Here is a 19,322-nt window from a genome sequence, read left to right on the forward strand (position 1 = left end):
AGATGTGTATAAGAGACAGGGGTGGGGCCGAGGTGGTGAACTCAGCCTACGGAGTGCAGCCAGACGACGGGGGCGAAGTCACTCGCGTAACGGAACGGTTCCAGCTCGTCGTCCCAGGCCTGGCCGAGGGCGAGGCGCAGTTCACGATGGAGTTCCAGCGCGTTGGAGCCCGCCGTTTCCATGGCCGAACGAATACGGTCTTCGGGAATGACCGTGTTGCCGGCGCTGTCGGTCTGGGCGAAGAAGATGCCGAGGTCGGGAGTGTGCATCCATCGACCGCCGTCACGGCCCGGAGCCGGGTCTTCGGTCACCTCGTAACGCAGGTGCTCCCAGCCGCGGAGGGCTGAGGCGATGGCTGCGCCGGTGCCGGCAGGGCCCTCCCAGTAGAACTCTGCACGCTGCGAGCCACGCAGTACGGGTTGCTCGATCCAGGTGAAGTTCACTGCACGACCAATAGCGCGACCTGCCGCCCACTCGACGTGAGGGCAGAGCGCGCGAGGAGCGGAGTGAACATAGATCACTCCGCGTGCGACTGATGCCACCATTTGTTTTCTCCATTCGTGAGGTACGTCTTCCCCAACGACCTGGCGTGAATGGATGCCCAACAAAGCGTGACCGGTATGAAGTTGTGACGCGGCCAGCAGTCTTACTGCCACGTCAAGCTGCAACCAGTATGCCCACCCGCTCGGTAAATCACAAGGCTGCAACGCGGCGCTCCCTATACTCGGTAGGGCATTGTCAGAAAGGGTGTGCCGCCGTGTCGCTTCGTTCGAGCACGCTGGCGGTTCTCACCCTCGGCCCCGCCTACGGCCTGCAGTTGCACCACGAGATCGAGGCTCGCACGTCGCGGGTCGGCTGCATCAACGTAGGCCAGACGTACTCGACCCTCAGCAGGCTCACCATCGCCGGCTGTGTCGCGCCGGCCGGAGTGACGGATGACGCACTCCCCCTCTACCGCCTCACCGATGCCGGCCGGGCTGAGGCTGAGGCCTGGCTCGCGGGGCACACGGTCGAGGCCGAGTGGTCGGCCATGGTGGCGCACGTGCTACTGGCCGCCAGTCTGCCGGGGGTTCCTGACGGCCTCCGCGAGCTCATCCGGGCGTACCGCGCGGCGTGGACTTCGCTTGGACAAGGCGGCGCGCTCGCTCCCAGTGCTGCGTACGCGAACGACTTGCTCGCCTCTGCTGCCAGGAGATGGCTCGACGATGTGGAGGCTCGGTGTGCGACCGGCGAGCTCGTGGCTCGCGGGTACGACGACAATCGGCCCCGGCGCGGGCGTCGTCCGCGCTGATATCGGGCTGGTGCGGCGACGCCGCGGTGCTCTACTGTCGCGGTGAAGTGGAGCGCTGTTGGTGCGGCATTCGTGTCAGCGTGTCAGCGTGTCAGCTGGTCCGCGGGTCGGCTGCTCGGCTGCGAACGGCTCAGCTGGAAAGCAGAGTGCGCTGCAGCGCGTGGGCGAGAGCGGCAACGCCCTGCTCGCCCAGAACCGTGGTGTAGTGGTTCACAGTGGGGAGTTCGACAAAGCGCACGTGCGGCAGCTCGAGCTTCCACCCGTCGATCTCACGGGGCGTGTAGACGCCCGGCGATTCGTTGAGCAGTCCGCGGCCGGCCGTCAGCACGGTCAGCGGAACCCGTACGCGATCGAGGGCAGCTCGCGCCGCCGTGCTACCGAAGAGTTCACGTGAATCGGCGGCCAGGGCATGCGGTGACACCGCCAACTGCAACTCGATCGCGCCCTCTGCGGTGAGGTACTCAGTGACGTGAGTGTCTGCGTAAGCGGCAAGGGCGGGGCTCCAGGCGGCCGAGAGCGCAGGGTGCAGACTCCAGAACTTGCGATTCATCGCGCGGTCGGCGAACGACAGGGTGAACCCGCGTGCCCCGGCACCCAGAACGGCCTCGAGCAGATCGGCCTCGGAGTGGTTCAGGGGCACAGTGACGGGCAGCCCGCCGTCGACCAGTACGCCGCGTTCGAAGACACCACCCCCGGCAGCACCGGTCGAGCTCTCGGCTGCATCTCGCGCCAGCAGTTCGACAGCCACGAACGCACCGAGCGAATGACCCAGCACGGTGGCCCGCGTGATGCCGAGCGCACGCATCACCGCCCGCGCATCACTCGTATGCTGGGCGACCCCGTACGGCCCTGTGAGATCGTTGCTGAGGCCCCGGCCGCGCAGGTCGGGGGCGATGATGCGCACGTCGGGCAGCTGCTCTGCAAGCATCGACCACACGTGATGGGTGGAGGTCATGCCGTGCAGCGCGAGGATGACCGGCGCATCGACCTCGTCGGGCCGCCACTCGCCCACTCGCATCAATCCACTCGCTACGGGAACATCGTGTGTCAGGTACGTCATTCGTGAACCTTCGTCTACCCCTGAAGTCGGCTGTCGCCCGGCTCCCCTGAGCATGCAGGAGCTAACCGAGCCTTCGTCACGTTAGCGGCCCGCCCGGCCGGAGTCAACAACTTCTGAGCTTCGAACGCCAATCTCACCCCAATTGGGGGTACCAGCGTGGCGAGGCTAGTGGAGCGAGGAGCGAGGGGCGAGAAGTGGGGCGTGCGGGACTTGAACCCGCGACCGACGGATTATGAGTCCGATGCTCTAACCAGCTGAGCTAACGCCCCGAAACGGCAGTGCTGCCGCGAATAAACGATACAGGGTTTGGGCGGTGGCGGTGTTCAGGGGTGCGAAGGGTCGGCGCCACCCGGAACGGTATCGGGCTGCGATCCCAGCGCGGCGCGGGTCTCGGCGTTGAGTTCGGCATCGATCGCTGCGTCGTCGACATCGGATGCCCCGCGGTACAACCTCTCGAACGTGACGATGGTGCGCTGCAGGTCGTGGGCCTCGATGAGCTCGAGAGACTGCTTCTTGAACGCGTCGAGCTCTTCTTGCGGCAGGCGGAGGATGAACTCGAGCTGGTCAGCCATCTGCTGCGAATTGCCGGGCTCGAAGAGAAAACCGTTGCGGCCGTCTTTCACGAGGTGCGGCAGGGCCATGGCGTTCGCCGCGACGACAGGCAGGCCCGACGCCATGGCCTCCATGGTGGCGATGCTCTGCAGCTCGGCGATCGAGGGCATAGCGAAGACGGTGGCCCGCGTGTAGGAGGCGCGCAGCTCCTCTTCGGTGACGTAGCCGGTGAACGAGACGCGGTCTTCGATGTCCATCACTTTGACCTGGTGCTCGAGATTCTTCAGCAGGTCTCCCCCGCCGACGATGTCGAGCTTGGCGTTCAGGTCGGCCGGCAGCAGGGCGACAGCTTTGATCAGCACGTCGATCTGCTTCTCGCCCGTGATGCGGCCCACGAAGAGAATGTGGTTGCCCTCTCGCGGGGTGAAGTCGGGGGTGTAGTTCTCGGCGTCGATTCCGCAGCTGATGGCCAGAACGCCGGAGAGGCCCGTGTACTTCTCGAGGAAGTCTGCGGCCTTCTGCGTGGGAGTGGTGACCACGTCGGCGCGGCCGAAGGTGCGCTTGGCGGCGCGCCACGCCATACCGACGGCGCGCACCTGCCACGACTTCGGCAGCAGGGTGAACTCGAGCAGGTTCTCGGGCATGAAGTGGTTGGTGCCGATGATGCGCACACCGCGCTTCTTGGCCGCAATCGAGAGGCCGCGGCCCACGATGATGTGCGACTGGAAGTGCACGGCGTCGGGCTTCACGTCGTCGAGGATGCGGTCTGAGTTCTTGTTGATGAACCACGGCTCGGCCCAGCGCAACCAGTCGTGCGGGTACCAGCGGAAGCTGCGGAGACGGTGAACGGTGATGTCTTGGCCGTCGTAGGTCTCTGTCCACGTGCCGTGTCGGCGGGATGCCGCCGGGGCGACGACGTGCACGTCGTGCCCGCGGGCGGCGAGCCCAGAGGCCAGGCGTTCGGAGAAGCGCGCGCTGCCATTGACGTTCGGCGTGAAAGTGTCTGCGCCGATGACGATCTTCAAGGGCTTCACGGCTTCCGCGGCCTCAGAGGAGGAACCGGATGCGGAGGAAGCTGACAAGTGATGTCTTTCTGGTTCGGAGGCGGTCGGCCGGGCATCCGGTATCTGGATGCACCCTGCAAAAAACTTACTCTAGTGCTCGCTCTGCGGGTGGTATTTTGCCAACCCGAAGACTCCCAGTATCGCCAAAATTCCTGTGAGAACAAAGCCGACGAGCGCAAGAACGGGAGCCTGCGATGCTTCGCCGAGCACGATGATGCCGATTCCGACGGCTACCATCGGGTCGACAACGGTGAGACCGGCGATCACCAGGTCGGGCGGACCGACGGCATAGGCGGTCTGCACGAAGTACGCACCCGCCGCCGCAGCGGCCAGTAGGCCCACCAGGCAGGTGAGGGTGAGCCACTCGAAGTCGTTCTGCTGCAGCCGGCTGATGACCACTTTGGCGAGCGTGGCGACAAAGCCGTACAGAACCCCGGCGCCCAGAATGTAGGCGATTGCCGTCATGCGCTTGCGGAACAGCACGAACAGTGCAATGAACAGCGCGAGAACCACAGCGAGCACGATGACAATGGTGACCAGATTCTGGTCGCTCACCGGACGGTCGACGGCAGTGAAGGCGGCGATCAGCACGAACAGGGCAACCCCGCCGACGCACATGACGATCGAGATGACCGACCGGCGATTCAGCTTCGTCTTGGTCACCCGTGAGTTCAGAATCGACGTGATGACAAGGGCCACCGCGCCGAGTGGTTGAACGACGATGATGGGCGAGAAGTTCAGGCTCGTGAGCTGGAAGACGATGGCGAGGCCCAGCATGAGGCTACCGAACACCCACGAGGGTCGACGCAGCAGAGCGAGCAGCTGCCGCACGTCGAGGCCGCCGGTGACCTGTTGACCCTCGGCTTCGACCTTATTGACACCGCGGTGCTGAAACTGCGCACCGAACGAGAGGAAGACCGCGCCGACAAGCGCGATCGGAATGCCGATGAACTGTCGGGGATCGAGGGCCAGCTGCGCTGAGACGAAGTCGAGTTCGGGAGGCACCCAACGACACTAGCGTGGGAAGTGCGCGGATAGGCTTAGCGAATGGCCGTTCTTCCCATTCGTATCTCGGGTGATGCTGTTCTGCATGCTCCCGCCCTGCCCGTGACCGCCTTCGATGCCGAGCTGCACGAGCTGGTGGCGAACATGATCGACACAATGCACGCCGCGCCAGGCGTCGGTCTCGCTGCGCCGCAGGTGGGGGTGCCGCTTCGGCTGTTCGTCTACGAGTACACCGACTCGGATGCGGTGGTGCACAGCGGCGCGGCCATCAACCCGGTTCTGCTGATCAGCCCGCCGCCGGTGGCCGACGCCGACGAGGACACCGATTCAGAGGGCTGCCTTTCGTTTCCCGGCGAACGGTTTCCGCTGGTGCGCTCGTCCGACGCGGTCTTACGAGCGTTCGACGTCGATGGCGTGGCGTTCGAGGTCGAGGCGAGCGGGTGGCTGGCACGCATCTTCCAGCACGAATTCGACCACCTCAACGGGTACCTGTACGTCGACCGCCTCGAGTTTCCGTATGCCAAGGCGGCGGCGAAGATCTCGCGCAAGCGCAGCTGGGGCAGCCCCGGCCAGAGCTGGATGCCCGGGGTCGACACGTTCGAGGGTGGGGCCTGACGTTCCTGGTGGGCCTGACGTTCCTGGTAGGAGCTGACGCTTGTGGTGGGAGCTGACCCGCGTCAGGTGAGCGCCCGGATGCCGGCGGCGAGTGCTGCCGCCACGATCACCACCACGATGAACGGCACCTTCAGCGCGTAGAGGCCGGCTGCGGCGAGAATCGCTGGCACACGGGCATCCAGAACCAGGTGCTCGCCCTTGCCGAAGGTCTGCACGGCGATGAGGCCCGCGAGCAGCGCCACGGTGAGCAGGTTCGCCACGCGCGCCGGGGTGGGCCGCTGGATGAGTGCGGGCGGGATGAGGTAGCCGGCGAACTTCAGCGCGAAGCACACGATCGACGCCAGAATGATGAGCTGCCAGAGCGTCACGACGGCATGCCTTCGATGGGCGGCGACTCTGCGGTCTGGTCGCCTGTCTTCGGGCCGAGCCAGTTGGTGAGACCGAACACCACGGCGATGATGGCGGCGACGAGCACGGGAACCCCGGGCGTCAGAACGGGCGTCAGCAGCGCCGCGGCCACGGCGGCCAGTACGGCGACGGCCTGGGCCTGCAACTGCTTCAGGCGGGGCCAGAGCAGCCCGAGGAAGGCGGCTGCGGCGGCTGCGTCGAGTCCGTAGGCACTCACATCGCCGATCAGGTTTCCGATGAGGGCGCCGACGAGGGTGGTGAGGTTCCAGCCGACGAAGACCACCAGGCCGGTCATCCAGAACCCCACGCGCTGGGCCTTCAGCGTGGGCTGGGCGGTCGAGACGGCTACCGACTCGTCGATGGTGAGGTGTGCGGCGGCAAGTCGGGTGAACCAGCCGGAGCCGACGACCGGCGACATACGGAGCGCGTAGATCACGTTGCGGGAACCCAGCAGGGTTGAGCTGGCGATGGCGCTCGGCGCTGCAGCGAGCCCGCCGGCCGCAATCACGCCGATGAACGCGAACTGCGAACCGCCGGTGAACATCACGAGGCTCAGAAAGCAGGTCTGCCAGACGTCGAGACCGGCAGCGACGGAGAGGGCGCCGAAAGAGATTCCGTACGCTGCAGTGGCCACCCCGACGGCGACACCGGCTCGCAGCGCGGTACGGGTGGCGGGGGTTTCGGGCACTCTGACAGTGTGTTGGATGCCCGGCCGAGTCGCAAATGCGGGTGTGGTGGCGCCGCGACGCGGGAGCGGTTCGCCCGCCGACAACCCGGCGAAGACGTCTGGGCAACAAAAAAGGCCGCCGGGGTGGAGCCCTGACGACCTTTTCGCTCCCCGACTTGGACTCGAACCAAGAACCTGCCGGTTAACAGCCGGCTGCTCTGCCAATTGAGCTATCGAGGAATGCTGAAACAGCTTGATTACGTTATCACGAATCTGCCACGTGCTTGGTCGGCCGCCTCCCGGTACGAGAAGCTTCTGACGTTCACACGAACAACTGCCTCCGCGAGCTTAGTACCCCGCTTGCGGGTCGACAACTCCGACGAATCCTCCGGAACCGAGAAATGCTTCGACGTTCTGCTTCAGGCGGGCGGCGAGCAGCGGTGCCGTCATCTCCGGGGTGTCTGCGCTGTGGGGCGTGATGATGATGTTCGGCTCCGACCAGAGCGGATGCCCGTCGGGCAGTGGCTCCGGATCAGAGACATCGATGCCCGCACCCGCGATCTGGCCGCTCGCCAGTGCTTCGGTGAGGGCATCCGTGTCGACCAGACCGCCGCGGGCGATGTTGATGAGAAAGGCTGAGGGCTTCATCAGGGCGAGTTGCTTCGCACCGATGAGGTGACGGGTGTCTCCCGTCATGGCAGCGGCCACGATGACCACGTCAGCCCCCGGCAGCACTTCGTCGAGCGACTCGGTTGCCACCGTGCGCGCGGCGCCCGCGAGAGGCGTTGTACTGCGCCTGACAACGGTGGTGGTGACACCGAACGGTTCGAAGAGCCTCAGCAGCTCGACCGCGATACCCCCAGCGCCGATGATGACGACGCTGCGGCTGTAGAACGACTCCCCCGTCGATGGCGCCCACGACGTCGCCCGCACCCGCTCGGGAATGCGGCGCATGAGCGCGAGAATGAGCATGAGCGCGTGTTCTGCGACGGGCTGCGCGTAGGCGCCTTTGGCACTGGTCCAGAGCAGATGAGGCCTGTCCTGGCTATTCAGAAGCTCTGCAAATGCGTCGACACCCGCCCAGGGCAGCTGCACCCACTGCACCTGCGGGTTGGCCTGCAGGTGTACGGCGAGATCGTCGGCGTTGACGGAGGTGAGCCAGACGATCGCCCGCGTCTCGGCGCTGATCGCGGCCACGACACCCCCGCCCGCGGTGACCGCATCAACGAACAGGGCGTTGGGGGTGGGAAGGATGGCGATGGGGCCCGGTGTCGGGCGAAGCTCATCGGCGACGGGTGTCACGTCGATCGAAAGAACCGCCGCGTGCTGCCCGGCCAGGGGGCCGGCGGTACTGGGCTGGTCGTAGCGAGAGGTACTCATTCGTCTCCGTCGTCGTCAGGTGAGGTGTGCTCCGCTCACTGCCCGCGGCCGCCGATGGCCTTGGCGAGGCCGGCGACGTAGGGATGCCGCGGATCGTTCAGCACGTCATCAATCGTACCGAGGCCCACAACCACACCCTCGTGCAGCACCACGATGCGGTCGACCGAGCGCCTGAGCACCTCGAGATCGTGGCTCACGATGAGCGTCGTCGCGCCGCGGTCGCGCTGGAGTTGAGAGATGACGTCGATGACGGGGCCGCGAACGGAGACATCCACTCCGGCGGTGGGCTCGTCTGCGACGTAGAACACGGGATCGAGGATGAGCGACCGTGCGATGGCGACCCGCTGGCGCTGCCCGCTCGAGAGTTCGTGGGGCAACTTGCGGGCTGTGCCGACCGGCAGCAGCAGGGCATCCAGAAGCGTGGCGACCCGCAGGCTCGCGTCTTTCTCGTTGTACCGTTTGTCTCGTGAGAAGAGCGGCTCGGCGATCGACTCGGCGATGGTCATGTTCGAGGTGAGATCGCTCGAGGAGTCTTGTGGCAGGTAGCCGACCCCGAAGGTCAGTTTGTTGAACGTGCGGCCGCGCACGCCCTTGCGGAGGTCGAAACCAAGGGTGCGGAGCCCTCCCCCCACGATGCGGGGAACAGATTCGCGCGAACCCCGGCCAGCCTGGCCCGCGGCAACCTGCGCGAACGTCGATTTGCCTGACCCGCTCGACCCGACCAGGCCGATGATCTCACCGGGCTCAATGCGCAGACTCACCCCTCGCACGGCGGTGTAGGCGGCGCTCACACTGTGGGCGGGGTACTCGATGGTCACGTCAGACGCGACCAGCACGGGCTCACTCATTGCATGAGCTTAACCCGACATGCTGCGAGCCGGCCCGCCCCGCGCCGTGAATACCGGGCCATCGGCATGCGCTACTCACCGTTCAGCGTGCGCCGCTCGGCCTCGACGTTCATCAGTTCGCGCTGGATGCGTCGGTAGCCTTCGGGGTCGACGCTGGAATCGATACGGTACAACTGCCCGAGCAGCTCTTCTTTGCGGCGTACCAGGTGACGCTCGATGAGCGACGACGTCACTCGTCTGAGGTAGACATCGAGCTCTCGCTCTGGCCGTTCGGGAATGGGCGCCACGGCGAGTTGCCCCACGAGGGTCGAGTACTCGGGGTCAAGCGACGAAGCGACGGCCGATACCCAGTCGGGCTGGTCGAAGAGGTCGAGGGAGGACGCTATGGCGTTCCGCACAGCAGCGAGCGGGGCGTTGCTGAAGCTCACGGTCGAGGCGCGCGCGATGAGGTCTTTACCCACCGACTTCGGGTACTGCAGCATGGCCATGAGCGCGTCGCGTTCGAGCCTCGATGCTGTGGTGATGGGCAGATCGGTGAGCGAGAAGACCCGCGCGAGTGGGGCATCACCCGCCCCCGAGGGGGCGCCTGGGCGCTGATCGCGGAGCTGGCCAGAGCCACCCTGACCGCCGCGATCGCGACTGTCGCCCTGCCCGCCGCCGCCCTGCCCGCCCTGGCTCTGCGCGTTTTCGCCCTGCCGGGTCGCCCGGTCACGGCTGTCGCGGTCGACAGCGGCCTTTCGGGCGTCACTCGCTCCCGCGGTGCTGCTTGCCTGAATAGCTCGCTCGACATCGCCGATCTCAACACCCAGCATGCCCGCGAGTTCGCGCGTGTACCCCGGGCGAAGCGCGGGGTCTCGAATGTCGGCCACAACCGGTGCAGCCTCTCGCAAGGCCGCCACCCGGCCCTCGACGGTGTTGAGGTCGTAGTTCGAGAGCTTCTGGCGAATGACGAACTCGAACATGGGCTTCTTCGACTTCACGAGCCGGCGCACCGCATCGTCACCGCGGTTCAGGCGCAGATCGCACGGGTCGAGCCCGTCGGGCGCCACGGCCACGTAGGTCTGCGCGGCGAAGCGCTGCTCCTCGCTGAAGGCGCGGAGGGCAGCCTTCTGTCCCGCGGCGTCGGGGTCGAAGGTGAAGACCACTTCGCCGAGGCCGGCGGTGTCGTCGCCGAGGATGCGCCGCATGATCTTGATGTGATCGACGCCGAACGCGGTGCCACAGGTGGCGACCGCGGTGGTGACCCCAGCGAGATGGCAGGCCATCACGTCGGTGTAGCCCTCGACCACGACCACCTGGCGACTTCGTGAGATGTCTCGCTTCGCCAGGTCGAGCCCGTAGAGCACCTGCGACTTGTGGTACACCGGCGTCTCGGGGGTGTTGAGGTATTTCGGCCCCTTGTCGTCGTCGAACAGGCGCCGGGCGCCGAACCCCACGGTCTGGCCGGTCTGATCACGGATGGGCCAGACGAGACGCCCGCGAAACCGGTCGTACGAGCCCCGGTCGCCTTGGCTTGTGAGACCCGCGGTGCTGAGCTCTTCGGTCGTGAACCCGCGGGTGCGCAGGTGTTTGCCAAGGTTGTCCCACCCCTGCGGGGCGTAGCCCACGCCGAAACGTTCGGCTGCGGCAGCGTCGAAACCGCGTTCGCCGAGAAAGCGCCGCCCGGCATCCGCCCCTTCTGTCATCAGCTGCTCGATGAACCACTCGCGGGCTGCCTCATTGGCGGCGAGCAGCCGTGCACGGTTGGTGTGGTCGCTGGCCTGGCCACCGTCTTCGTAGTGCAGCTCGAAGCCGATGCTTCCAGCGAGGCGCTCGACCGCCTCGCTGAAGGTGAGGTGATCCATCTTCTGCAGGAAGGTGAAGACATCGCCGCCTTCGCCGCAACCGAAGCAGTGGTAGAAGCCGACCTGCGGGCGCACGTGGAAGCTAGGCGAACGCTCGTCATGAAAGGGGCAGAGCCCCTTCATCGAGCCGACCCCGGCGCTCTTCAGGGTGACGAATTCGCCCACGATGTCGGCGATGTTCACACGAGAGCGCACCTCGTCTATGTCGGCACGCCGGATGAGCCCTGCCACGACGCCCTACTCTCGACCCGGCACGAGCCGGGCGTGCCATGAGAGCGCCGACTGGTCGGTGAGGCTGGCAACCTGATCGACGACGACCCGCTTGCGGGCACTGTCGCCCTCTGCCGATGCCCAGTCGCCCCGGAACGCCGGTTCGAGGTTCTTCTCGCCGGTGGCGAGCAGTAGCTCGGCAAGATCGACGAGCAGGGCCCGTTGTCTGCGGTAGATGGGCTTGCGCTTCGTGCTCGACATGACAAAGGCGGCGACGATGCCCTTGAGCACGGCGATCTCAGCCGATACTGAGCGCGGCACCACAATGTCAGCTCCGAAACGAATGAGATTCTCTGAGCTGTATGCCTCGCGCGTGGCGTGAGTGGCTGCGCCCGCAAATCGCCCGATGAGCTGGCTGGTGAGGTTCTTGAGCTTCGCCTGGTCGACTCTGCTGCCGTTCCATTCGTCGATCCACACGTCGAGCGAGTCGAGCCGGTCGAATGCCGCGATGAGCTCGGCGTGGCTGAATGAACCGCCCACCCACGAATGCATGCTTGTGACCAGCTCGTCGTGGTTGACCCTGCTGCCAAGGGCCGGCACGTCGATGTAGCCGTTCAGAACCGCGTCTTCGAAGTCGTGTACCGAATACGCGATGTCGTCTGACAAGTCCATCACCTGCGCCTCGACGCAGAGCGCCCCGACGGGCGCGCCCTCGCGCAACCAGGTGAACACCGGTACGTCGTCGGCGTAGACGCCGAACTTCTGCCGACCGCTGGCGTCAGTCACCGCATCAGCGACCGACCATGGGTACTTGCAACTCGCATCGAGGCTCGCGCGGGTGAGGTTCAACCCGAAGGAGGCGCCATCAGCCCCGAACACCTTGGGCTCGAGCCGCGTGAGAATGCGCAGGCTCTGCGCGTTGCCCTCGAAGCCGCCGATGTCGGCCGCCCACTCTGAGAGGGCCCGCTCGCCGTTGTGCCCGAAGGGCGGATGCCCGAGGTCGTGTGCAAGGCACGCGGTGTCGACCACGTCGGGGTCGAGCCCGAGGCTCGCCGCCAACTCCCGCCCGACCTGGGCCACTTCGAGCGAATGCGTGAGACGGTTGCGCGCAAAGTCGAGGTCGGCCGCCGGAGAGAGCACCTGCGTCTTGGCGGCGAGCCGCCTGAGCGCGCCGGAGTGCAGCAGACGCGCCCGGTCTCTCGCGAAATCGCTGCGCCGGCTGTAGTGCTCTTCGGGCTGGGGCCGCTCGGTGTCGTGCAGCGTGTACCCGCTGGCTACCGCCACCCGTTCAGCCACCGCTGTGCTCCACTTCGGCACCGGCGAGTTCGGCGCGGCCCGTGGTGTCGAGTGTGCGTGAGTCGAGCCACTTGTCGGGCAGGGCCGGGCGCTTGGGGCGACCGGCTCGGCCGCGGGGGCCCTCGGCATCGATTCCGGGGTAGGGCAGAGTGGGGTCGAGGGTGGCCAGCAGGTCATCCATCTCGGCGAGCGTGGTGACCATGGCGAGGGCGGCACGCACCTCGTGGCCGACCGGGTAGCCCTTGAAGTACCACGCGACGTGCTTGCGGATGTCGCGGCACGCCCGCTCTTCGCCGTCGTAGAACTCGGTGAGCAGCTCGGCGTGGCGGCGAAGCGCCTCTGCGGCCTGGCCGAGCGGCGGGAACGCGCGGGCTGCAGTCGCCTCGGCATCGGTGATCTCGCCGGCCCGGTGGCGGAACGCCGCCGCGAGGTCGCCGAACAACCACGGCCGACCGAGGCAGCCGCGGCCCACGACGACACCGTCGCAACCGGTCTCGTCGACCATGCGGAGCGCATCGTCGGCCGACCAGATGTCGCCGTTGCCGAGCACCGGAACACTCGTGATGGTCTCTTTGAGTTTGGTGATGGCCGACCAGTCGGCCTGGCCGGAGTAGAAGTCGCCAGCGGTTCGGGCGTGCAGGGCGATCGAGGCGACCCCAGCCCCCTCGGCGGCACGCGCGGCTTCGAGGTACGTGAGGTGGTTGTCGTCGATACCCTTGCGCATCTTGACCGTGACCGGGATGTCGCCGGCCGCCGTCACCGCTGCCTCGACGATGGAACGAAAGAGGTCGCTCTTCCACGGCAGGGCAGCCCCGCCGCCGCGCCGGGTGACCTTCGGAACAGGGCAGCCGAAGTTCATGTCGATGTGGTCGGCGCGGTCTTCGGCCACCAGCATGGTGACGGCCTCGGCCATTGTCTTGGGGTCGACACCGTAGAGCTGAATGGAGCGAGTGGTCTCTGAGGGGTGGTGCGCGATGAGCCGCATCGACTCGGGGGTTCGCTCGACGAGCGCCCGACTGGTGATCATCTCACTCACATACAGGCCCGCGCCGTACTCGCGGCAGAGCCTGCGATAAGCGGTGTTCGTGATTCCGGCCATGGGCGCGAGAACAACGGGCACGTCGAGGGTGATCGGGCCGATCGTGAGCTTCGGTGCGAGTGTCGGTGCGGGGGCGAGAGTCGGTGTAGCTGGCATCACGTCAATTCTCCCAGAGTTTGACCGTCTGTGTGCCGACAGGGCCCACCCGGTGCAGAAGCGTCATGCCTCCTGCGTTGTGGAGGAGTCGTCGCCGGCCGACACGGGCCCGTCAGATGCGGCCAGGCCCGGTATGGCGCACACGCCGTTCACATCACAGACCATGCCGTCGGGCGAATCGGTGCCGAGCATCTGCAACAGCGGCGACCCCGCCCCGATCGATGCGAGCGTGGGCCCCTGCAGAGCGCTCATCGTGCGGCTCCGGCGTCGGCCGACGCAGCTGCGAGTTCGGCCCGCTCGGCGGTCAGCTGACCCAGAACCTCGGCGAACGCCGCCGCCTCCTGGGCGCCCGAGACGCCGTACTTCTGATCGAACACGAAGAAGGGCACGCCCTGGATACCGTAGGCGATGGCCTGCGCCTGGTCGGCGCGCACCGCGTCGAGGTACTCGTTCTCGCCCAGCGAGCGCAGAACGTCGTCGCGATCGAGCCCGATCTCGGCGGCCAGGTCGGCGAGGTCTTCGTCGCGACCCACGTGCTTGCCCTCTTCGAAGTACGCCTTCAGCAGCCGTTCCTTCGCCGCGAGCTGCACTCCGTGCGCCTTGGCGTAGTGAATGACCTGGTGCGCCTTCACGGTATTCGTGTGCTGCAGGGCGTCGTAGTCGTAGTGCAGGCCCACGCTTTCGGCGATGCCGGTGACGCGTTCGAGCATCTCGACGACCTGCGCGGGAGCGAACCCTTTGTGCTGGGCGAGAAACTCGATCTCAGTGCCCGCAAAGTCGACCGGCGTATCGGGTGAGAGTTCGAAGCTGTGGTACTCGATCTCGACGGGGATGGCCGTGCCCCGGGCATCCGGAGTCGACGAACCGTCGGCAGCAGTCGTACCCGCCACGCCATCGGATCCGAGGGCGGCACCGACACCACCCAGCGACGCCGAATACGCCGCAACACCCTCTTCGAGCCGACGCTTGCCGATGTAGCACCACGGGCACGCAATGTCAGACCACACGTCGACCTTGATCGCGGAGGGGACAGAAGCAGGGGACAGCTCGGTGATGTCGCTCATTTTCAGAGCAACAGGCTCCGTGGGAAGGGTATTCCCCCCGCTGCGGTTGGATAGCAGTATGACCCAGGTTCCGTGCGCATGACCCCCACCGACAGCATGCCCACCACCGACCAGGTGACCCCGACCGGCCGCGAACGCGTCGAGACCGATGCCCTCGCCCGCGCGCTCGAGATCGAGATCGTCGAACGCCCCCAAGCCGACAGCCTCGAGGCGGCCGCAGCGCTGCTCGGGCTCGAGCCGTCTGACGTGATCAAGTCTCTGGTCGTGAAGCGCCACGACGGCGACTACCTCTTCGCCCTGGTGCCGGGCGACCGCCAGATCAGCTGGTCGAAGCTCCGCGCACTGCTCGGCGTCAACAAGCTCTCACTGCCCTCCGCCGACCTCGCGCTCGGAGCCACCGGGTACGAACGCGGCACCATCACCCCGTTCGGCAGCCTCACGCCCCTGCCCGTCTTCGCCGACGAACGGATGCTCGGCAAACGCGTCGCGCTCGGAGCCGGCTCACACGGCCTCAGCCTACTCACCGACGCGAACCCTCTGCTCGCCGCCTTCGACGCCACCGTCGCCGACATCACCGACCCGCTGAAGCCGCGCGCCTGAACCATCGACGTCGAGCCGTGGGTGGGGCGTGGGCGGGCGTCGGCGTGGGCGTGGGCGGAGGGTATGGGGTGCCTGGCCGTCAGGCCGTGGGCGCGTCGATCGCGCCGCCGAAGCGGCGGGTGCGCCCGGTGTAGTGCTCGATGGCCTGCCAGAGGTCGGCGCGGGTGAAGTCAGGCCAGAGCCGGTCGAGAAACACCATCTCGGCGTACGCCGACTGCCACAGCATGAAGTTGCTGGTGCGCTGCTCACCAGAGCTGCGCACGAACAAGTCGACGTCGGGCAGGTCAGGCACGTACAGGTGCTTCTGAATGAGCTTCTCTGAAATGCCGCTCGGCTTCAGCCGCCCGGCCGCCACCTCGGCCGCGATCTGCTGCACGGCATCGGCCAGTTCGGTGCGACCGCCGTAGTTCACGCACATGGTGAGGGTCAGGGTCGAATTGTCGGCTGTGAGACGCTCGGCGAACTGCAGTTCGTTGATCACCGACGCCCAGAGCCGCGGCCGCCGGCCCGCCCAGCGCACCCGCACGCCCCATTCGTTGAGCTGGTCGCGGCGCCGGTGCAGTACTTCGCGGTTGAAGCCCATCAGAAAGCGCACCTCGTCGGGCGAACGCTTCCAGTTCTCGGTCGAGAAGGCGTACACACTGAGGTGTTTCACGCCGATCTGGATGGCCCCCGCCACCACATCGAGCAACGCCGCCTCTCCGGCCTTGTGCCCCTCGACCCGCGTGAGGCCGCGGCTGTTCGCCCAGCGCCCATTGCCGTCCATCACGACAGCGACGTGCGCCGGAACCTCTTTGGCCGCAATCGCGGGCGGGTAGACACCCGTGTAGTCGAGGGGCCGAAACTCGGCGGCCAGGGGTGAGGTCTTGCCGACTCGGCTCATGCAGCGGGCACTTTCTTGTTCGTGTTGACGGTGGAATTCGATCTGTCGACGTGTTCGAGCGAGCGCAGCCCCCGCTCGAGGTGCCACTGGGTGTAGGCCGCGACAATACCGCTGGCCTGCGATCGTACCCTCTCGCCCGCCGCGTCGGCCGTCACCCAGTCGCCTGACAGCAGCGCCGACAGCAGGCCCAGGGTCTCGTGGTCGAGTCGCGGCGTACCGGGCGGCGCCAGAGCGTCGCTGACCACGCCGCCGAGTTGCACGACGAACGCCGAGTGCGGGCCGGGAACCCCCGACACCGCACAGTCGGAGAAGCTCGGGGCCCAGCCGGCGAGCGACAGCGCACGGAGCAGGTACGAGTCGAGCGTGAGGCTCGAGCCGTGCTCCCCCCTCGAGAGCGAGCGGAGCGCCCCGACGAGCAACAGGTATTGCTGCTGCGTGGCGTCGGCCTCGGTGAGCTTGTCGGCCGTCTCGACCATCGCGCTGGCCGCCGTGTAGCTGGCGTAGTCGGCCGAGATGTCGGCCCCGTACGACGCGATGGTCACGGCCTGGGTGATGGTGTCAAGCGTGCGGCCCTCGAAGAACTGCACGTCGGCCACCATGAACGGCTCGAGCCGGGCACCGAACTTCGAGGCGGTGCGGCGCACCCCTTTGGCTACGGCGCGAATCTTGCCGTTCTGCCGCGAGAGCATGGTGACGATGCGGTCGGCTTCACCCAGCTTGTGGGTGCGCAGCACGACCACGTCGTCTCGGTAGAGGGGCACACCGCAATTATCCGCCCTGCGGCTGACATCGAGGCCCGAACCACCCCGGCATGGTAGAAACGTGAGGTGCCAGACGCTACCTTCGCTATTCCGTTCTGGGCCGATCTCGTTGCCGTCGGGGTGGGCTCGCTGCAGGGCGCCATGTTCGCCTCTGGCTTTCGAGACCGCCGCCTCGACCTGCTCGGCATCGCCATCATCGGGGTGGCCACGGGGCTCGGCGGTGGGTTGCTCCGCGATATCTTCCTCGTGGTTCCGCTGGTTGCACTGAGCACCAACTGGTACCTCGTCGTGGCGGTGATCTCGGCCCTGGTGGGCATGCTGCTGGTGCAGCTGTTCAACCGGCTCGATGTGATGATCACGATTCTGGATGCTCTGACCATCGGCCTCTTCGGCGCAATCGGCACCACGAAGGCCCTGTCGCTCGGGTTGCCCGTGGTGCCGGCTCTCTTCATCGGCATGGTGAGCGCCGTCGGCGGATCAGTCGTCAGAGACCTGCTGCTCGGCACCCGCATCGGCCTGATGCACGTGGGGTCGCTCTACGCGGTGGCGGCCGGCGTGGGGGCCACGACGTTGCTCGTGCTCTTCAAGCTGGGGGTACCGGCGGTGGCGGCGGCGATTGTCTGCGTAGTCATCACCACGCTCATCCGGCTGCTGGCGGTGAGGTACGGCTGGAGCCTGCCGGAGCAGCGCGCCCTCAAGCGGCTGCCCCGAATGCCCCGGGTGACGGGGTTGCACTTTCGCGCAAAGCCCCGCCCCTGAGAACGCGTGGTCGAAAGGGCCAGCCAGCCCCGCACCGAGCTAGACCGAAGCCAGTTCGCGGTCGCGCCCGGTGACCCGAATCGCCCGGTTCACGGCACTGACGACGGCTTTCAGCGACGCGGTGGAGATGTCGGCATCGATTCCGACGCCCCAGTAGGTGACGCCCTCGACCTGGCACTCGACATAGGCGGCTGCCAGAGCATCGCCGCCGGCGCTCAGTGCGTGCTCGACATAGTCGAACACCCGCACCTCGACACCCTCTTGCGCGAGCACATCGAGAAACGCAGCGATGGGCCCGTTGCCGTGGCCGACGATGTCGCGGTGCTCATCGCTCACCCGCAGGGCGACCGAGAGCGAGGTCTCGCCGCTCAGGTCGCTCGATGTGCTGGTGCGGGTGAGTTCGAACCGGCCCCAGCGTTCGTCGGCACGCTCGGCTGGTGCCGGCAGGTACTCGTCTTGGAACACCGACCAGATCTGCTCGCTCGTCACCTCGCCACCCTCGGCGTCGGTCTTGGCCTGAACCACACCACTGAACTCGATCTGCAGGCGGCGCGGCAGGTCGAGCTTGTGGTCGTTCTTCAGCAGGTAGGCCACGCCGCCCTTGCCCGACTGAGAGTTGACCCGGATCACGGCTTCGTACGACCGGCCGAGGTCTTTCGGGTCAATGGGCAGGTAGGGCACGGCCCAGACCAGCGAGTCGACATCGACGCCCCGCGCGGCAGCGTCGGCCTCCATGGCCTCGAAACCCTTCTTGATGGCGTCTTGGTGCGAGCCGCTGAACGCGGTGTAGACCAGGTCGCCCGCCCAGGGGCTGCGCTCGTGCACCTTGAGCTGGGTGCAGTACTCGGCCGTGCGACGAACTGCGTCGAGGTCGGAGAAATCGATCTGCGGGTCGATTCCCTGCGTGAACAGGTTGATACCGAGGGCGACCAGGTCGACGTTTCCGGTGCGCTCACCGTTGCCGAACAGGCAGCCTTCGATGCGGTCGGCACCGGCCAGGTAGCCCAGTTCGGCCGCCGCCACGGCGGTACCTCGGTCGTTGTGCGGGTGCAGCGAGAGAATGACGTTCTCACGGTGGGCCAGGCGGCGCGACATCCACTCGATGGAGTCGGCGTAGACGTTCGGCGTCGACATCTCGACGGTGGAGGGCAGGTTCACGATGACTTTTCGCTCAGCGGTGGGCTCGAACACCTCGATGACCTGGTTGGTGATGTCGAGGGCGAAGTCGAGCTCGGTGCCGGTGTAGCTCTCGGGCGAGTACTCGTAGTAGACGACCGTCTCGGGGATGGTCTTCTCGTACTGGCGGCAGAGCCGCGCACCCTCGAGCGCCAGGTCGATGATGCCCTGCTTGGAGCTTCGGAAAACCACGTCACGCTGCAGCGTGCTGGTCGAGTTGTAGAGGTGCACGATGGCCTGTTTTGCGCCCGCGATGGCCTCGTAGGTGCGCGCGATGAGCGTCTCGCGGGCCTGCGTCAGCACCTGGATGGTCACGTCGTCGGGGATGGCGTTCTCGTCGATGAGGCTGCGTACGAAGTCGAAGTCCGTCTGGCTCGCGCTCGGGAAGCCGATCTCGATCTCTTTGTAGCCCATGCGCACCAGCAGGTCGAACATGATGCGCTTGCGCTCGGGGTTCATCGGGTCGATGAGGGCCTGGTTGCCGTCACGCAGATCGACGGCGCACCAGCGTGGCGCCACAGTGATGGTCTTCGACGGCCAGGTGCGGTCGGGCAGATCGACGGCGAACGTGTCTTTGTACGGGCGATACTTGTGGGTCGGCATGGCCGATGGTGTCTGGTTGTTGAACATGGTGCACATCTCCT

At 66.6% G+C, this 19,322-nt stretch carries 20 protein-coding genes and 2 tRNA genes; 4 read left to right on the forward strand and 18 right to left on the reverse strand.

The genetic code is table 11. The annotated features are described in order from the left end of the window. Positions 1–41: 41 nt before the first annotated feature. Entirely contained in the window at positions 42–545 is a 504-nt protein-coding gene (locus QN358_RS06695; RefSeq protein ID WP_323511932.1) for a DUF3145 domain-containing protein, read from the reverse strand. A gap of 212 nt (positions 546–757) precedes the next feature. Here QN358_RS06695 and QN358_RS06700 point away from each other — a divergent pair, with 212 nt between their 5' ends. Beyond that, on the forward strand, positions 758–1,291 hold the full coding sequence (locus QN358_RS06700; protein ID WP_323511933.1) for a PadR family transcriptional regulator: 534 nt from the start codon (positions 758–760) through the stop codon (positions 1,289–1,291). 130 nt (positions 1,292–1,421) lie between these two features. Here the strand turns inward: QN358_RS06700 and QN358_RS06705 are convergent, their stop codons facing one another. From QN358_RS06705 to QN358_RS06720, 4 genes are all read right to left on the reverse strand, one after another. Beyond that, a complete protein-coding gene (locus tag QN358_RS06705; protein ID WP_323511934.1) occupies positions 1,422–2,351 on the reverse strand; it encodes an alpha/beta hydrolase in 930 nt (309 codons plus the stop codon). Positions 2,352–2,546: 195 nt separating this feature from the next. Next, positions 2,547–2,620, reverse strand: a tRNA-Ile gene (locus tag QN358_RS06710). 54 nt (positions 2,621–2,674) lie between these two features. Further along, positions 2,675–3,985, reverse strand: a complete 1,311-nt coding sequence (locus tag QN358_RS06715) for a glycosyltransferase (RefSeq protein WP_237280240.1) — start codon at positions 3,983–3,985, stop codon at positions 2,675–2,677. A gap of 72 nt (positions 3,986–4,057) precedes the next feature. Next, positions 4,058–4,972, reverse strand: coding sequence for a DMT family transporter (locus QN358_RS06720; protein WP_323511935.1), 915 nt, complete (start codon positions 4,970–4,972; stop codon positions 4,058–4,060). A gap of 42 nt (positions 4,973–5,014) precedes the next feature. On the opposite strand from QN358_RS06720, the gene def reads away from it, so the two are divergent. After that, on the forward strand, positions 5,015–5,587 hold the full coding sequence (gene def, locus QN358_RS06725; RefSeq protein WP_136640903.1) for a peptide deformylase: 573 nt from the start codon (positions 5,015–5,017) through the stop codon (positions 5,585–5,587). A 62-nt stretch (positions 5,588–5,649) separates the two neighbouring features. Here the strand turns inward: def and QN358_RS06730 are convergent, their stop codons facing one another. The 10 genes from QN358_RS06730 to QN358_RS06775 all read right to left on the reverse strand — a co-directional run bounded on the left by QN358_RS06730 (position 5,650) and on the right by QN358_RS06775 (position 14,499). Further along, complete coding sequence (locus tag QN358_RS06730) at positions 5,650–5,955, reverse strand: AzlD domain-containing protein (protein ID WP_323511936.1); 306 nt, start codon at positions 5,953–5,955, stop codon at positions 5,650–5,652. Further along, positions 5,952–6,683 (reverse strand): AzlC family ABC transporter permease, encoded by a 732-nt coding sequence (locus QN358_RS06735; protein WP_323511937.1) that lies wholly within the window; start codon positions 6,681–6,683, stop codon positions 5,952–5,954. Before QN358_RS06735 ends, QN358_RS06730 begins: the two co-directional genes overlap by 4 nt. A gap of 146 nt (positions 6,684–6,829) precedes the next feature. Continuing rightward, positions 6,830–6,902: transfer RNA gene (locus QN358_RS06740), tRNA-Asn, on the reverse strand. 108 nt (positions 6,903–7,010) lie between these two features. After that, positions 7,011–8,042, reverse strand: a complete 1,032-nt coding sequence (locus QN358_RS06745) for a D-isomer specific 2-hydroxyacid dehydrogenase family protein (protein ID WP_323511938.1) — start codon at positions 8,040–8,042, stop codon at positions 7,011–7,013. A gap of 35 nt (positions 8,043–8,077) precedes the next feature. After that, the gene (locus QN358_RS06750) at positions 8,078–8,890 is read right to left on the reverse strand and encodes an ATP-binding cassette domain-containing protein (protein ID WP_136640907.1); all 813 of its coding nucleotides are present in this window, start codon (positions 8,888–8,890) and stop codon (positions 8,078–8,080) included. Between the two features lie 71 nt (positions 8,891–8,961). Next, positions 8,962–10,965, reverse strand: coding sequence for a DNA primase (gene dnaG, locus QN358_RS06755; RefSeq protein ID WP_323511939.1), 2,004 nt, complete (start codon positions 10,963–10,965; stop codon positions 8,962–8,964). Positions 10,966–10,971: 6 nt separating this feature from the next. Further along, on the reverse strand, positions 10,972–12,240 hold the full coding sequence (locus QN358_RS06760; protein WP_323511940.1) for a deoxyguanosinetriphosphate triphosphohydrolase: 1,269 nt from the start codon (positions 12,238–12,240) through the stop codon (positions 10,972–10,974). Continuing rightward, positions 12,233–13,435, reverse strand: coding sequence for a tRNA dihydrouridine synthase DusB (gene dusB, locus QN358_RS06765; protein ID WP_237280242.1), 1,203 nt, complete (start codon positions 13,433–13,435; stop codon positions 12,233–12,235). Before dusB ends, QN358_RS06760 begins: the two co-directional genes overlap by 8 nt. Positions 13,436–13,498: 63 nt before the next feature. Then, positions 13,499–13,687: a hypothetical protein gene (locus tag QN358_RS06770; RefSeq protein WP_323511941.1), complete on the reverse strand. Its 189-nt coding sequence runs from the start codon at positions 13,685–13,687 to the stop codon at positions 13,499–13,501. Next, the gene (locus tag QN358_RS06775) at positions 13,684–14,499 is read right to left on the reverse strand and encodes a DsbA family oxidoreductase (protein WP_136640911.1); all 816 of its coding nucleotides are present in this window, start codon (positions 14,497–14,499) and stop codon (positions 13,684–13,686) included. Before QN358_RS06775 ends, QN358_RS06770 begins: the two co-directional genes overlap by 4 nt. 78 nt (positions 14,500–14,577) lie before the next feature. Between QN358_RS06775 and QN358_RS06780 the strand changes: the two genes are divergently transcribed. Further along, positions 14,578–15,099, forward strand: coding sequence for a YbaK/EbsC family protein (locus tag QN358_RS06780; RefSeq protein WP_323511942.1), 522 nt, complete (start codon positions 14,578–14,580; stop codon positions 15,097–15,099). Between the two features lie 79 nt (positions 15,100–15,178). Here the strand turns inward: QN358_RS06780 and QN358_RS06785 are convergent, their stop codons facing one another. Together QN358_RS06785 and recO are read right to left on the reverse strand one after the other, a co-directional pair. Further along, positions 15,179–15,982, reverse strand: coding sequence for an isoprenyl transferase (locus tag QN358_RS06785; RefSeq protein WP_323511943.1), 804 nt, complete (start codon positions 15,980–15,982; stop codon positions 15,179–15,181). Next, positions 15,979–16,743 carry a DNA repair protein RecO gene (recO, locus tag QN358_RS06790; RefSeq protein WP_136640913.1) on the reverse strand — a complete coding sequence of 255 codons (765 nt, stop codon included), beginning with the start codon at positions 16,741–16,743 and terminating at the stop codon, positions 15,979–15,981. The genes QN358_RS06785 and recO overlap by 4 nt, the downstream gene beginning before the upstream one ends. Positions 16,744–16,809: 66 nt before the next feature. Here recO and QN358_RS06795 point away from each other — a divergent pair, with 66 nt between their 5' ends. Next, positions 16,810–17,502, forward strand: a complete 693-nt coding sequence (locus QN358_RS06795) for a trimeric intracellular cation channel family protein (protein WP_136640914.1) — start codon at positions 16,810–16,812, stop codon at positions 17,500–17,502. A gap of 39 nt (positions 17,503–17,541) precedes the next feature. Here QN358_RS06795 and leuA read toward each other — a convergent pair whose 3' ends face one another. Beyond that, the gene (leuA, locus tag QN358_RS06800; protein ID WP_323511944.1) at positions 17,542–19,308 is read right to left on the reverse strand and encodes a 2-isopropylmalate synthase; all 1,767 of its coding nucleotides are present in this window, start codon (positions 19,306–19,308) and stop codon (positions 17,542–17,544) included. Positions 19,309–19,322: the final 14 nt, after the last annotated feature.

This window comes from Subtercola sp. RTI3, from assembly GCF_035018625.1.
In the GTDB taxonomy this organism is placed as follows: domain Bacteria; phylum Actinomycetota; class Actinomycetes; order Actinomycetales; family Microbacteriaceae; genus Subtercola; species Subtercola vilae.

Coding starts and splice junctions, on each gene's coding strand:
- QN358_RS06695 (WP_323511932.1), bottom strand. CDS start 545: ATGGTGGCATCAGTCGCACGCGGAGTGATCTATGTTCACTCCGCTCCT.
- QN358_RS06705 (WP_323511934.1), bottom strand. CDS start 2,351: ATGACGTACCTGACACACGATGTTCCCGTAGCGAGTGGATTGATGCGA.
- def (WP_136640903.1), top strand. CDS start 5,015: ATGGCCGTTCTTCCCATTCGTATCTCGGGTGATGCTGTTCTGCATGCT.
- QN358_RS06745 (WP_323511938.1), bottom strand. CDS start 8,042: ATGAGTACCTCTCGCTACGACCAGCCCAGTACCGCCGGCCCCCTGGCC.
- QN358_RS06750 (WP_136640907.1), bottom strand. CDS start 8,890: ATGAGTGAGCCCGTGCTGGTCGCGTCTGACGTGACCATCGAGTACCCC.
- dusB (WP_237280242.1), bottom strand. CDS start 13,435: ATGCCAGCTACACCGACTCTCGCCCCCGCACCGACACTCGCACCGAAG.
- QN358_RS06770 (WP_323511941.1), bottom strand. CDS start 13,687: ATGAGCGCTCTGCAGGGGCCCACGCTCGCATCGATCGGGGCGGGGTCG.
- QN358_RS06775 (WP_136640911.1), bottom strand. CDS start 14,499: ATGAGCGACATCACCGAGCTGTCCCCTGCTTCTGTCCCCTCCGCGATC.
- QN358_RS06780 (WP_323511942.1), top strand. CDS start 14,578: ATGACCCCCACCGACAGCATGCCCACCACCGACCAGGTGACCCCGACC.
- QN358_RS06785 (WP_323511943.1), bottom strand. CDS start 15,982: ATGAGCCGAGTCGGCAAGACCTCACCCCTGGCCGCCGAGTTTCGGCCC.
- leuA (WP_323511944.1), bottom strand. CDS start 19,308: ATGTTCAACAACCAGACACCATCGGCCATGCCGACCCACAAGTATCGC.